The 12,423-nt window shown below is 50.2% G+C and carries 11 protein-coding genes, 3 tRNA genes and 1 pseudogene; 13 read left to right on the plus strand and 2 right to left on the minus strand.

Annotated elements, in window-relative coordinates; genetic code table 11:
- Positions 1–254 precede the first annotated feature (254 nt).
- The 12 genes and pseudogenes from QSJ10_RS00895 (at position 255) to QSJ10_RS00950 (ending at position 10,450) form a co-directional block, all read left to right on the plus strand.
- A tRNA-Lys gene (locus tag QSJ10_RS00895) sits at positions 255–330 on the plus strand.
- Between the two features lie 4 nt (positions 331–334).
- A tRNA-Gly gene (locus QSJ10_RS00900) sits at positions 335–406 on the plus strand.
- Positions 407–411: 5 nt separating this feature from the next.
- A tRNA-Ala gene (locus QSJ10_RS00905) sits at positions 412–484 on the plus strand.
- Between the two features lie 139 nt (positions 485–623).
- Positions 624–1,523 carry an arginase gene (rocF, locus tag QSJ10_RS00910; protein WP_033016928.1) on the plus strand — a complete coding sequence of 300 codons (900 nt, stop codon included), beginning with the start codon at positions 624–626 and terminating at the stop codon, positions 1,521–1,523.
- A 200-nt stretch (positions 1,524–1,723) separates the two neighbouring features.
- Positions 1,724–2,287 (plus strand): RNA polymerase sigma factor SigW, encoded by a 564-nt coding sequence (gene sigW / locus QSJ10_RS00915; RefSeq protein WP_020279758.1) that lies wholly within the window; start codon positions 1,724–1,726, stop codon positions 2,285–2,287.
- 14 nt (positions 2,288–2,301) lie between these two features.
- Positions 2,302–2,913 carry an anti-sigma-W factor RsiW gene (gene rsiW / locus QSJ10_RS00920; protein WP_033016927.1) on the plus strand — a complete coding sequence of 204 codons (612 nt, stop codon included), beginning with the start codon at positions 2,302–2,304 and terminating at the stop codon, positions 2,911–2,913.
- 72 nt (positions 2,914–2,985) lie between these two features.
- Entirely contained in the window at positions 2,986–3,807 is an 822-nt protein-coding gene (gene cdaA / locus QSJ10_RS00925) for a diadenylate cyclase CdaA (protein ID WP_033016924.1), read from the plus strand.
- Positions 3,800–5,038, plus strand: coding sequence for a CdaR family protein (locus QSJ10_RS00930; protein ID WP_033016923.1), 1,239 nt, complete (start codon positions 3,800–3,802; stop codon positions 5,036–5,038). Before cdaA ends, QSJ10_RS00930 begins: the two co-directional genes overlap by 8 nt.
- Positions 5,039–5,065: 27 nt before the next feature.
- Entirely contained in the window at positions 5,066–6,415 is a 1,350-nt protein-coding gene (gene glmM, locus QSJ10_RS00935; RefSeq protein ID WP_033016922.1) for a phosphoglucosamine mutase, read from the plus strand.
- A 537-nt stretch (positions 6,416–6,952) separates the two neighbouring features.
- Entirely contained in the window at positions 6,953–8,755 is a 1,803-nt protein-coding gene (gene glmS, locus QSJ10_RS00940) for a glutamine--fructose-6-phosphate transaminase (isomerizing) (RefSeq protein WP_049625214.1), read from the plus strand.
- A 300-nt stretch (positions 8,756–9,055) separates the two neighbouring features.
- Positions 9,056–9,929 (plus strand): annotated as a pseudogene (locus QSJ10_RS00945) (IS982 family transposase).
- An 86-nt stretch (positions 9,930–10,015) separates the two neighbouring features.
- A complete protein-coding gene (locus tag QSJ10_RS00950; RefSeq protein ID WP_033017437.1) occupies positions 10,016–10,450 on the plus strand; it encodes a hypothetical protein in 435 nt (144 codons plus the stop codon).
- Positions 10,451–10,477: 27 nt separating this feature from the next.
- Here QSJ10_RS00950 and QSJ10_RS00955 read toward each other — a convergent pair whose 3' ends face one another.
- Together QSJ10_RS00955 and QSJ10_RS00960 are read right to left on the minus strand one after the other, a co-directional pair.
- The gene (locus tag QSJ10_RS00955) at positions 10,478–10,984 is read right to left on the minus strand and encodes an IS630 family transposase (RefSeq protein ID WP_287136245.1); all 507 of its coding nucleotides are present in this window, start codon (positions 10,982–10,984) and stop codon (positions 10,478–10,480) included.
- A 20-nt stretch (positions 10,985–11,004) separates the two neighbouring features.
- Entirely contained in the window at positions 11,005–11,535 is a 531-nt protein-coding gene (locus tag QSJ10_RS00960) for a helix-turn-helix domain-containing protein (RefSeq protein ID WP_289493443.1), read from the minus strand.
- Positions 11,536–11,836: 301 nt separating this feature from the next.
- Between QSJ10_RS00960 and QSJ10_RS00965 the strand changes: the two genes are divergently transcribed.
- On the plus strand, positions 11,837–12,394 hold the full coding sequence (locus tag QSJ10_RS00965; RefSeq protein WP_033016520.1) for a cupin domain-containing protein: 558 nt from the start codon (positions 11,837–11,839) through the stop codon (positions 12,392–12,394).
- Positions 12,395–12,423 lie beyond the last annotated feature (29 nt).

Below are 12,423 nucleotides of genomic sequence, written 5' to 3' on the forward strand. Positions count from 1 at the left end.
GAGCGTTGCATCATCGAGTTGGCTTCGAGTTGCCCCGACGCACTTGACTTCTTCGAATAAGCTTGTAGAGGAAGGGGCAGGTAGAGTGAAATGAAGCTTAGAGTGTTATCCTAACCATGAGCCATTAGCTCAGTAGGTAGAGCAACGAGCGAAGCATCTTCGAATTTGCTTCGAGTTGTCCCGACGCATCGTGCATCTTCGAATATGCTAGCAGAGGAAGGGACATCGTTCACTGTGAGTGTATACTTCACTATGAGCCATTAGCTCAGTAGGTAGAGCATCTGACTTTTAATCAGAGGGTCGGAGGTTCGAGTCCTCCATGGCTCACCATAGCGCGGAAGTAGTTCAGTGGTAGAACATCACCTTGCCAAGGTGGGGGTCGCGGGTTCGAGTCCCGTCTTCCGCTTGGGCGGGGCCTTAGCTCAGCTGGGAGAGCGCCTGCTTTGCACGCAGGAGGTCATCGGTTCGATCCCGATAGGCTCCATCAAGAGCAGACTGCTTGTGGTTGTCAAGCAGTCTGCTTTTTTTGTTATATCGGTATAAATATTCAAAATTTTGTCAAGTTGAGTCATCCCCTTTCTTTCCTCTACAATAAAGACGTAACGAAAGGAGTGGGAGACAGCATGAAGCCAATTTCAATTATCGGGGTTCCGATGGATTTAGGGCAGACACGCCGCGGCGTTGATATGGGGCCGAGCGCAATGCGTTATGCAGGCATCATCGAACGTCTGGAACGTCTTCATTACGATATTGAAGATTTGGGAGATATTCCAATTGGGAAAGCAGATCGGTTGCACGAGCAAGGAGATTCATGGTTGCGCAATTTGAAAGCGGTTGCGGAGGCGAATGAGAAACTCGCGGCGGCGGTTGACCAAGTCGTTCAGCGGGGGCGCTTCCCACTTGTGCTGGGCGGCGACCATAGCATCGCCATTGGCACGCTTGCCGGGGTGGCGAAACATTATGAGCGGCTTGGAGTGATCTGGTATGACGCGCACGGCGACGTCAACACCGAGGAAACGTCGCCGTCTGGAAACATTCATGGCATGCCGCTGGCGGCGAGCCTCGGGTTTGGCCATCCGGCGCTGACGCAAATCGGCGGATACAGCCCCAAAATCAAGCCGGAACATGCCGTGTTGATCGGCGTCCGTTCCCTTGATGAAGGGGAGAAGAAGTTTATTCGCGAAAAAGGAATCAAAATTTACACGATGCATGAGGTTGATCGGCTCGGAATGACAAGGGTGATGGAAGAAACGATCACCTATTTAAAAGAACGAACGGATGGCGTTCATTTGTCGCTTGACTTGGATGGCCTTGACCCAAGCGACGCACCGGGAGTCGGAACGCCTGTCATTGGAGGATTGACATACCGCGAAAGCCATTTGGCGATGGAGATGCTGGCCGAAGCACAAATCATCACTTCAGCGGAATTTGTCGAAGTGAACCCGATCTTGGATGAGCGGAACAAAACAGCATCAGTGGCTGTAGCGCTGATGGGGTCGTTGTTTGGTGAAAAACTCATTTAATGCATGTGAGCAAAGAGGGTTGGTTGCGGGATTCACGGATATGATGATGATTTGTTCCCGCTGTTTGTGAAAGAGGGGCTTCCATTTGTTTGGTGTCTCCTCTTTTTCAGTTGTATGATACAATAAATATGTTGCATGAAACTTTTCTTGATCGAGCGCCGTAATATACAGTAAGCCGTGAGGCGGGGGTATTGTATTTTATGGATCTATTTATTAAAAAGAGAATTAAGGCGATCCAAAAAGGGGATCAAAACGCATACGCGGATCTTGTCGATTTGTATAAGGACAAGATTTACCGCCTTTGCTATCGAATGTTGGGCAATCGGCATGAGGCGGAAGATGCGGCGCAGGAGGCGTTCATCCGCGCCTACATCCATATTGATACGTACAATCCTGAAATGAAGTTTTCCACTTGGCTGTACCGGATCGCGACGAACTTGACGATCGATAAATTGCGGAAACGGAAGCCGGACGTGTATTTAGATGAAGAGGTCGGAGGCACGGACGGGTTGACGATGCAGGCTCAGCTTCCTTCCCGCGAAACATCCCCGGAGGAGGCAGTGGAAAGCCTGGAGCTGCAAGAGACGGTGCAGCGAGCGATTGAGCAGTTGCCGGAAAAATACCGGAGCGTGATCGTGTTGAAATATATGGAAGATTTGTCGTTGCAAGAAATCAGCGAGATTTTAGGGTTGCCGGTCGGCACGGTGAAAACGCGGCTGCATCGCGGCCGCGAAGCGTTGCGCAGGCAATTGGGTCATTTATAAGAGGGTGGGAGACTATGGAATGTCCGAAAGAAATCGTGTTGCTCATGCACAGCTATTTTGATGGAGATCTCCAGCCAGAAGGAGAGCAGCAGCTGAAAGAACATTTGCGTTCGTGCGCTGCTTGTGCTGCCCATTTTCACGAGCTGAAAAAGACGGTTGCTTTCCTCCAATATGCCGCCCACGTTGCGGCGCCGCCGTCGTTTGCAGCCAAGGTTATGGAGGCGATGCCGAAAGAGAGAAAGACCGCGCGGCTGCGCCGCTTCCTGCATCGCCACCCGCTGCTTACGGCTGCCTCGTTGTTTTTAGCGCTCACTTTCGGCAGCTTAGCTTCTTCATGGGGGGAAAGAAGCGCGTTTTCCGTCTCAGCTGATGAACATGTCATCATCCGCGATCATACTGTCATCGTGCCGAAAGGAGAAACGGTCAAAGGGGATATTGTCGTCCGCAATGGCTTGATTCGGATTGAAGGAACGGTTGATGGGGACGTGACTGTGATCCATGGAAAGAAATATATGGCGTCCGCCGGGCAAGTGACAGGGGAAGTGGAGGAAATTAATCAAGTGTTTGAATGGATTTGGTATAATATTAAAGAAAGGTTCAATCGTGCGCTCCAATCGATTGAATGATGGCAGCCATCGTTCGATGGCTTTTTCCGTGGCCATCAACAGATTGGAATTAGAGATAAAGGAAGTGTGAAGATGTCCTTCGGAGAGCTCCCCATCGTGTCATATTTGTTAAAAGTGGTTGATATCCTTGTCGTTTGGTATGTGATTTACAAGTTGATCATGATGATTCGCGGGACGAAGGCCATTCAGCTGTTAAAAGGCATTTTTTTAATTATTTTGGTTCGTTTCGTGAGCAATTACCTCGGATTGACGACGTTGCAATGGCTGATGGATCAGGCGATCATTTGGGGATTTCTCGCGATCATCATCATTTTCCAACCAGAATTGCGGCGCGCCCTGGAGCAGCTCGGCCGCGGACGGCTGTTCACCCGCAATACGGTCAATGAAGATGAAGAGCGGATGCGAATGGTGGAAGCCATTGTCAAAGCGACCGAGTATATGGCGAAGCGACGCATCGGCGCGCTGATTTCCATTGAGCGGGAAACCGGAATGAACGATTATATCGAAACCGGCATTATGTTAAACGCTCATGTGTCGTCGGAACTGCTCATTAATATTTTCATTCCGAACACGCCGCTTCATGACGGGGCGGTCATTATTCAAAAAAACCAAATCGCTGCGGCGGCCTGTTATTTACCATTATCGGAAAGTCCGTTTATTTCGAAAGAGCTCGGAACACGCCATCGGGCGGCGCTCGGCATCAGCGAAGTGACTGACAGCGTCACCGTCGTCGTGTCGGAAGAGACGGGAGCAGTATCGTTGACGAAAAACGGCGAGCTGCACCGCGATTTAACGATCGATGAGTTTCGGGAGCTGTTGACCGGCGAACTTGCTCCAGCGACGAAGGCGCCCGCTTCTTCCCGTTGGCAATGGAGGGGGAAGAAACATGGATAAGTTGATGGACCATCCTTGGTTTATTCGCGTTGTCTCCTTATTGCTGGCGATTATGCTGTATATGTCAGCCAATGTCGGGGCGAAAACCGGTGAAACGCGCAACACGTTTGGCCAGGAAGATACGGAAACGTTGATCGATATTCCGGTGGTCGCTTACTATGATGAAGACAACTTGGTTGTATCTGGCGTCCCGAAATACGTGAACGTTACGCTCCAAGGGCCGGCCAGCATTGTCAAGCCGACGGCTCTGCAGCGAAATTTCGAGGTGTATGTCGATTTAACGGAATTGCCGTTAGGGACATACACGGTGCCGATCAAATACAGGGACATCTCTGACAAGTTGAAAGTGACGATTCAGCCTTCCTCGGCCAAAGTGACGATTCGTGAAAAAGTGTCGAAACGGTTTCCTGTCGGTGTTGAATTTTTCAATCGAAACAAAATGCCGGATGGCTATTCCGTTGGAGAACCGACTGTGAAACCAGATGCCGTGACGATTACCGGGGCGAAGGAACTAATCGACGAGATTGCGTTTGTCAAAGCCATCGTCGACTTAGATGGGGCGACGGAAACGTTGACGAGAGAAGCGCGCGTTTGGGTGTACGATCGACGGGGAAATGAGTTAGATATTGAGCCAGAGCCATCGTCGGTGGAAGTAACCGTGCCGGTGAAAAGCCCGAGCAAGACGGTGCCGGTTCAAGTGCGAACAACTGGGGAGTTGCCGGATGGTGTGCATCTTGTCAGCATCACGCCGGAGCCGGATCGAGTGACGATTTATGGACCGAAAGAAGTGTTGAACCATATTGACAAGCTGGAAGGATTGACCGTTGATTTGGACGATATTACGGATGATGCGACGGTAGAACTTGACGCTCCGCTCCCTGATGGCGCAAAAAGCATCAACCCAGACAAAATCAAGGTCCATATTGATGTGGAAAAAGACGTCACGCAAACGTGGAAAGACGTGCCGATCGCTGTCGTCGGCTTGCCGGATTCATACAAAGCTGAATTTGTCAAACCGCTTGAAGGCAAAATTACGGTCCACCTTGTCGGTCCGCCCGATGTCGTCCGCGGGTTGACAAAAGACGATATTCGTTTGTATGTCGATGTCGGTGGACTTGACACCGGCGAACATCAAGTTCCCATTCAATGGAACCACCCTAAACAAGTCCAATGGCAACCGTCGGCGGAAACGGCGATGGTCCATATTCGCGACAAAGCAACTGCACAATAAACTGCATAGTAAGGAGAGAGTGAACGAATGGGCAAATATTTTGGCACTGATGGTGTACGAGGAGTCGCAAATCGTGAATTGACGCCAGAGTTGGCGTTTCAAATCGGCCGCTGCGGCGGATACGTGCTGACCAAAAGCGCTGAGCGCCCGAAAGTACTGATCGGGCGCGACACCCGCATTTCCGGCCATATGTTGGAAGGCGCCCTTGTCGCCGGGCTTTTGTCGATCGGGGCGGAAGTGATGCGCCTTGGCGTCATTTCCACGCCAGGCGTCGCCTATTTGACGAAGGCGCTTGGAGCGCAGGCCGGCATTATGATTTCCGCCTCCCACAACCCGGTGCAAGATAACGGCATTAAATTTTTCGGTCCGGACGGGTTCAAGCTGTCGGATGAGCAGGAAGCGGAAATTGAGGCGCTGATCGACAGCGCGGAGGATATGCTGCCGCGGCCGATCGGGGCTGGGCTTGGGCAAGTAAACGACTATTTCGAAGGCGGGCAAAAGTACTTGCAGTATTTAAAACAAACGATTGATGAAGAAGATTTTTCCGGGATGAAAATCGCCCTCGACTGCGCGCACGGGGCGACGTCATCGCTTGCGACGTACTTATTTGCCGATTTGGATGCGGATGTCGTGACAATGGGGGCTTCGCCCAATGGGCTCAACATTAACGAAGGGGTCGGGTCCACCCATCCGGAAGCGCTCGCCGCATTTGTCAAAGAAAAAGGAGCGGATGTCGGGCTCGCCTTTGACGGCGACGGCGACCGTCTCATTGCCGTCGATGAGAACGGCAACATCGTCGATGGCGACCAAATTATGTACATTTGCGCCAAATATTTAAAAGAAACCGGCCGCCTCAAGCACCAAACCGTCGTCTCAACCGTCATGAGCAACCTTGGGTTTTACAAGGCGCTTGAGGCGCAGGGAATCAAAAGTGTACAAACGGCCGTTGGCGACCGCTATGTCGTCGAGGAAATGAAGAAGAACGGCTATAATCTCGGCGGCGAGCAGTCCGGACACATCATTTTCCTTGACTACAACACGACGGGGGACGGAATGTTGACGGCGCTCCAGCTTGTCAACATCATGAAAATCAAAGGCAAGCCGCTTTCCGAATTGGCGGGGGAAATGAAAAAATACCCGCAGCTGCTTGTGAACGTCCGGGTAAAAGATAAAGAAAAAGCGATGGAAAATGAGCAAGTGAAAAAAGTGATCCAGGAAGTGGAGGCAGAGATGAACGGCAACGGCCGCGTTCTTGTCCGCCCATCGGGGACTGAGCCTCTTGTGCGCATTATGGCGGAGGCCCCGACCGAAGAAGCGTGCCGCGCCTACGTGGAGCGGATCGCGGATGTCGTTCGCCGTGAAATGGGAGTGGAATAACCGACCGCTTGGACAACCACCCTATGCATAGACGGAACGTTCGCTTCCGTTTATGCATAGGTTATTTTATATAAAGGGATGGATAGATGATAGTTGACGCCGCTGGGAATGTCCTGTAATATTAACGTTGTTGCTTTTTTCTTGAAAGGAGGCGATGGCAGGGCGGAACAAGGAGATCAGGAACAGCAGTTGTTCCAGCGGATGGAACGTTTCAAAAAGAAAAACCGGTTGGTTGTTGCAATCGTTTTGACGACAAAAGCGCCTGGACTAAGCGTTGGACGGAAGAACGCTTAGTTGACGAGGAGGAGGTTTATCGAGGTTTTCGGCGGATGCCTCCCGGCTGGAGCGATGACAGCCGCAAGTCCTCTCTTAAAACAAAGGGGTGACCCTTTGCACAAAGGGGAGGATGTCATCGCGCGAAACGAAGAAGGGAGTCTGCCGCCCGTGGATCGGCGAGGCCCCGTTGTTCTTTGACAACTGAACATGGAAGGATCTCATTAGCGGCAGCCTCCAAGATGAAAAGGAGGAACATTTGCCATGTGCGGCATTGTTGGCTATATCGGTAATCAAGATGTGAAGGAAATTTTATTGCGCGGATTGGAAAAACTCGAGTATCGCGGCTACGATTCGGCGGGGATCGCTGTGTTGAACGAAAGCGGCGTGCATGTGTTTAAGGAAAAAGGACGGATTGCTGATTTGCGCCGCATCGTCGACCCGAACGTCAACGCGACGGTCGGCATTGGCCATACACGCTGGGCGACACACGGGGCGCCAAGCCGAGTGAACGCCCACCCGCATCAAAGCGCTTCAGGCCGTTTTACGCTTGTGCATAACGGTGTCATTGAAAACTATGAAATGGTCAAGCGCGATTATTTAGCCGATGTTACGTTTCAAAGCGACACGGACACGGAAGTCATCGTCCAGCTCGTGGAAAAATTCGTCCGTGACGGGCTGACAACGGAAGAGGCGTTCCGAAAAACGCTCTCGCTGCTAAAAGGATCGTACGCCATCGCCATGATCGATGCGCAAGACGAAAACACCATCTATGCGGCGAAAAACAAAAGCCCGCTTCTCGTCGGCTTGGGCGATGGGTTTAACGTCGTGGCGAGCGACGCGATGGCGATGCTTCAAGTGACGAATCAATTCGTCGAACTGATGGATGGGGAGCTCGTTATCGTCACGAGCGAGAACGTCACGATTCAAACGCTCAACGGCGAGACAGTCGAACGGAAGTCGTTTACGGCCGAGCTCGATGCAAGCGACATTGAAAAAGGAACGTATCCGCATTACATGTTGAAAGAAATTGACGAGCAGCCGTTCGTCATCCGCCGCATCATTCAAAAATACCAAGACGAAAACGGCGGATTGACGATTGACCAAGCGATCATCAACGAAGTGCTGAACGCTGACCGCCTGTACATTGTCGCGTGCGGAACGAGCTACCATGCAGGTCTCGTCGGCAAGCAGTTGATCGAATCGTGGGCGAAAATTCCGGTGGAAGTGCATATCGCCAGCGAATTTTCGTACAACATGCCGCTGTTGTCGGAAAAGCCGCTCTTCATCTTTATCTCGCAAAGCGGCGAAACGGCCGACAGCCGCGCCGTGCTCGTGCAAACGAACAAACTCGGCTATAAAGCGATTACGATCACGAACGTCCCAGGTTCGACGCTGTCGCGGGAAGCCGATTATACGCTCCTGTTGCACGCCGGCCCGGAAATCGCCGTTGCCTCGACAAAAGCCTATACGGCGCAAATTGCTGTGCTTGCGATTTTGGCCGCCGCGGCGGCAAAAGCGAAAGGCTTTGAGCTGGACTTTGACTTGACGAAAGAGCTTGCCATCGTCGCCAATGTGATGGAAATGCTGTGCGATGCGAAAGAGGAAATGGAGAAAATCGCGAGCGACTACTTGACCCTGACGCGCAACTGCTTCTTCATCGGCCGCGCCGTTGACTACTATGTCTGCCTAGAAGGCGCGCTGAAACTGAAGGAGATCTCTTACATCCAAGCGGAAGGGTTCGCCGGCGGCGAGCTGAAACACGGCACGATCGCCTTGATTGAGGACGGCACGCCGGTGATTGCGCTTGCCACTCAGGAGCACGTGAATTTAAGCATTCGCGGCAACGTAAAAGAAGTCGTCGCCCGCGGCGCGAACCCGTGCGTCATCTCGATGCGCGGCCTGGAAGGCGACGGCGACCGCTTCATCATCCCGGCTGTCCATCCGGATCTTACGCCGCTTGTGTCCGTCGTGCCGTTGCAGCTGATCGCCTACTATGCCGCCTTGCACCGCGGCTGCGACGTCGACAAACCGCGCAACTTGGCGAAGAGCGTGACGGTGGAGTGAGCGGTTCGTTGGTCGGAAAGATGTTTGTTGAGTTACAAAAAAGTTGTTTAATTTACAAAAAAGTTGTTTAATTTACAAAAAAGTCGTTTAAATTACAAAAAAGTTGTTTAAAAAACACACGGCATCGATTACAATTAATGTAATCGAACGTGTGTTTTTTTAATTTTTTTATCAAAGGGGATTATATTATGGAGTTGAACCCGTGGTGCTAGATAAACTTGAGCAAGCATAAAAATAGCCCTTGCTGGCGGATCTCCTGTAGAATGAAAGTGCGACCTGCCATTCGAAAGGAGAATCCCCATGCAAGAGCACTTTCATTTTACTACAGATCGAGCCAAGATTCAAAAGCAATATGCCGCCATTTTCGTTTTTGTTTCTGCTCAACTTTCATGCATTCAGGTGCATCTTCATCGTCGAAATCGCCATTTGGTCAAGCAAGAGGACGCTGTCATCATCGCCATTCATCTTTTAGGAAAGCTGCTCGGTTTTACTTCACGGGCATGGCATCGTTTTGTCACGGGAAATTTGTTCACAAACGGCTCGTTTCTCGAACGTTCCCGGTATAACCGCCGCTGCCGGGCGCTTGGCTTCGCTATCAAATGGATCGCCGTCGTGAGCAAAACGCGGCCAACATCATGCCTATGCCGTCGTGGACAGCTTGCCGCTCCCATTGTGCCATACGGCAAGAATGCATCGCGTCAAACGGTTTCAAGAGATCGCCGACATCGGGTATTGCGCTTCCAAAAAGCAATGGTACTACGGGTTGAAGCTGCACCTTCAAGTGACCGATCAAGGGCTGCCAATGGGGTATGTGGTGACGGAAGCATCTTGCCACGATCGAATCGCAGCCGAAAGCGTGATGACCCAAATTCCCCGCCCGTATAACTTTGGGGACAAAGGATTCATTAGCCGTGACTTGCAAAAAAGGCTGTACGAAGAATACCAAATGGCGCTTTGGACTCCGTCTCGAAAAAACCAGAAACATTGCTGGTCCGAAGCATAGGAGAAATGGATCCAACAAAAACACAAAGTGATCGAGACGGTGTTCTCGGTTCTGGTTGACCACTATCGCATCACGGGGATCCGAGCCAATTCGATTATCGGATTTGAAGTGGCGCTAGACGGTATATTGTTAGCTTATTCCCTGGTTACACTTGGGCTAGTTGAGCGCTAAAGCTCAACTAGCACCACGGGTATGATAAATTATTGTTTGGATCTCAACAACATTGTTTTATCAAAGAATTGATGGGGGGGAGAAATGTGGGGATTATTAAAAAACATAGGTTAGGACTACTTATTCTCATATTATTTTTGTTAGTGTTTTCTTTGTCTGTATTGTATAGGTTTCAAAGAGATTTTTCGATTGATAATGATCAAATTCAAGTTGGATATGAGACAAATAACGAGACACAAACAATCATTAATCCTCAGGATCATATCAAATGGGGAAAAATTGTGGTAATCTCTGTGCATTATGCAAACATGGTTGAGAAATCTTCCAATGTACCATCAAAGCTGATTTTGGTATCTCGCAAGACTAATAAAACTGTATTTCAGGATGTGAGAGAGGAATATGTTGGTTTTTCGGGATTTGAAATCAAATTAGATACTTCCTCCCTTGATAGAGGTAAGTATATAATTAAGCTTTTTAGAAACAATAAACTTGTAACCACTAAATCAATCGAAGTTATATAGATGCACCTTGAAAAGTTAACTTCTGGATTACACTGCACACCCTAGGCGTTGTAGCACTTCCTTCGGGCGTTCATGGATGTAGTCCACAAACCGGGCAATGGCTTGGGCGATATCGTTTTGATCTTTGTGAAACACATTGGCAATGACAGTGTCTTTCAGCCATTTCCACAAGCGTTCGATCGGGTTCAGTTGCGGAGAATACGGAGGAAGGTAAATGAAGTGAAAACTCCGTCCTTCTTCCCGCAAAAACTCTCTCGCCATTTTGGCATGATGAATTCGGGCGTTATCCAGCACCAAGACGATGAGACGATCCGGGTAACGCTCTTTGAGAACCCGCAGGAAATCCAAAAATGTTGTCGCATTGGCCGCTCCTGCTTGATAAAGAACTGTTTCGCCATCATGGACGTTAACGGCGCCAAACAGCGATACGTGAGCATGATGGCCGAACGTCGGCACTTGCTTTTGACGGCCAACCTCTGACCATGTCGTACGCAACACATGATACGATCGGATATGCGTTTCATCGATGTACAACAGGACGAAATCTGGATCGATTAAGTTTTTTTTATTAGATCCATTTGTTTTTTGAAGTGTTTTTGCCGATCCGGATCTCCTTTCGCCAACGTGTAAGTCGGCCGGGTCCACGAAAGCCCTTTTCGATGCAAGAGTTTTCGCAAGGTTTCGCGGGACATGGAGATGCCATAATGGTGGTGTACATAGGATTGAAGGATCTTCGTATTCCACGCCGAAGCGATGTCCCAGCCCAGCTCCGCGGGTGTCGTGGTCAACACAAGGTGTTTGATCTCTTCCTGCTGTTCTTCGGTGAGAAACGGTTCTCGCCCAGGGGCAAAATCCCGATGAAGCAGGAGTTCCAGGCCCCCTTCGTTAAACAGCGACACATAATGGGAAACGGTTTGGCGGCACACGTTGACCATGGAGGCCACGTCTTTGCCCAAATAGCCTTCCATGACCAGGCGGACGGCCATCACACGTTGGCGGAGATGAGCGTTTTTGATCTTCCGTTCCTGCTTGCGGAGTTTCCGGGGCGTCCATCCATGGTTGTCGGTGATGTTGAGACGTTTCATGCAGAATTCCGCTCCTTTCCCATGCTTTTCCTTAGGAGCAGTATAACCAGAGTGGGCACCGCTTATGCGAAGGTTAACTTTTCAATGAGCATGTATATAGTTTTGTAGGGAATTGTTGAATGCAACATAATATCTATAAGGATCTAACCTGTTCGGGTTTCATGGCGGCGAATGGCCACCGCTTTTTGAGGGTTTCTTTTCCTCGCGATGTTTCCGTTTGCCCGTGTGCTCTTGTCACGCCAGACTGAGCCATTGCATAAGATAGTAGCAGATTCCAAGTGTGAGGAGAGTGAACAGGCAATTGAATCCGAATTACGTCCATCCGTATATTAGCACTCAGTGGCCCTACCCGATGTCCAGTTACTTCCCCCCTCATTATGGCTGGTGGAGCTGGTCACCGTATGCTTGCGGTATGCTACAACATGCAAGGAACGACAGGTTTCCTCCCATCAAATTGAGAGATTACGGCGGAAAACCGTTCGTTGTCAATATTGAGAGAGCCGCCGAGCAAAATCAAAATTTCCGAACTGCATTATGGACAGGAAAACATTTGCAAGTGACGTTGATGAGCATTGAGGTAGGAGGAGATATCGGACTGGAAGTTCATCCGAATGTGGACCAGTTTATTCGTATTGAACAAGGACAGGGTCTTGTGCAGATGGGGGAACGAAAAGACCGTCTGGATTTTGAAAGAATAGTGTCCGAAGATGACGCGATCATGATTCCAGCTGGGACGTGGCATAATGTGACCAATATAGGGCATGTTCCCTTGAAGCTATATTCCATTTATGCTCCGCCCGAGCATCCGTTTGGCACGGTTCACAGGACGAAAGCCGAGGCCATGGCCGATTATCGGTGACTGATTTGGCAGTTTCGTTGGAAACCAGA

Source organism: Geobacillus stearothermophilus ATCC 12980 (genome assembly GCF_030369615.1).
Lineage (GTDB): Bacteria > Bacillota > Bacilli > Bacillales > Anoxybacillaceae > Geobacillus > Geobacillus stearothermophilus.

Coding starts and splice junctions, on each gene's coding strand:
- cdaA (WP_033016924.1), top strand. CDS start 2,986: ATGTCCTTCGGAGAGCTCCCCATCGTGTCATATTTGTTAAAAGTGGTT.
- QSJ10_RS00960 (WP_289493443.1), bottom strand. CDS start 11,535: ATGAAACGTCTCAACATCACCGACAACCATGGATGGACGCCCCGGAAA.
- rocF (WP_033016928.1), top strand. CDS start 624: ATGAAGCCAATTTCAATTATCGGGGTTCCGATGGATTTAGGGCAGACA.
- sigW (WP_020279758.1), top strand. CDS start 1,724: ATGGATCTATTTATTAAAAAGAGAATTAAGGCGATCCAAAAAGGGGAT.
- rsiW (WP_033016927.1), top strand. CDS start 2,302: ATGGAATGTCCGAAAGAAATCGTGTTGCTCATGCACAGCTATTTTGAT.
- QSJ10_RS00930 (WP_033016923.1), top strand. CDS start 3,800: ATGGATAAGTTGATGGACCATCCTTGGTTTATTCGCGTTGTCTCCTTA.
- glmM (WP_033016922.1), top strand. CDS start 5,066: ATGGGCAAATATTTTGGCACTGATGGTGTACGAGGAGTCGCAAATCGT.
- glmS (WP_049625214.1), top strand. CDS start 6,953: ATGTGCGGCATTGTTGGCTATATCGGTAATCAAGATGTGAAGGAAATT.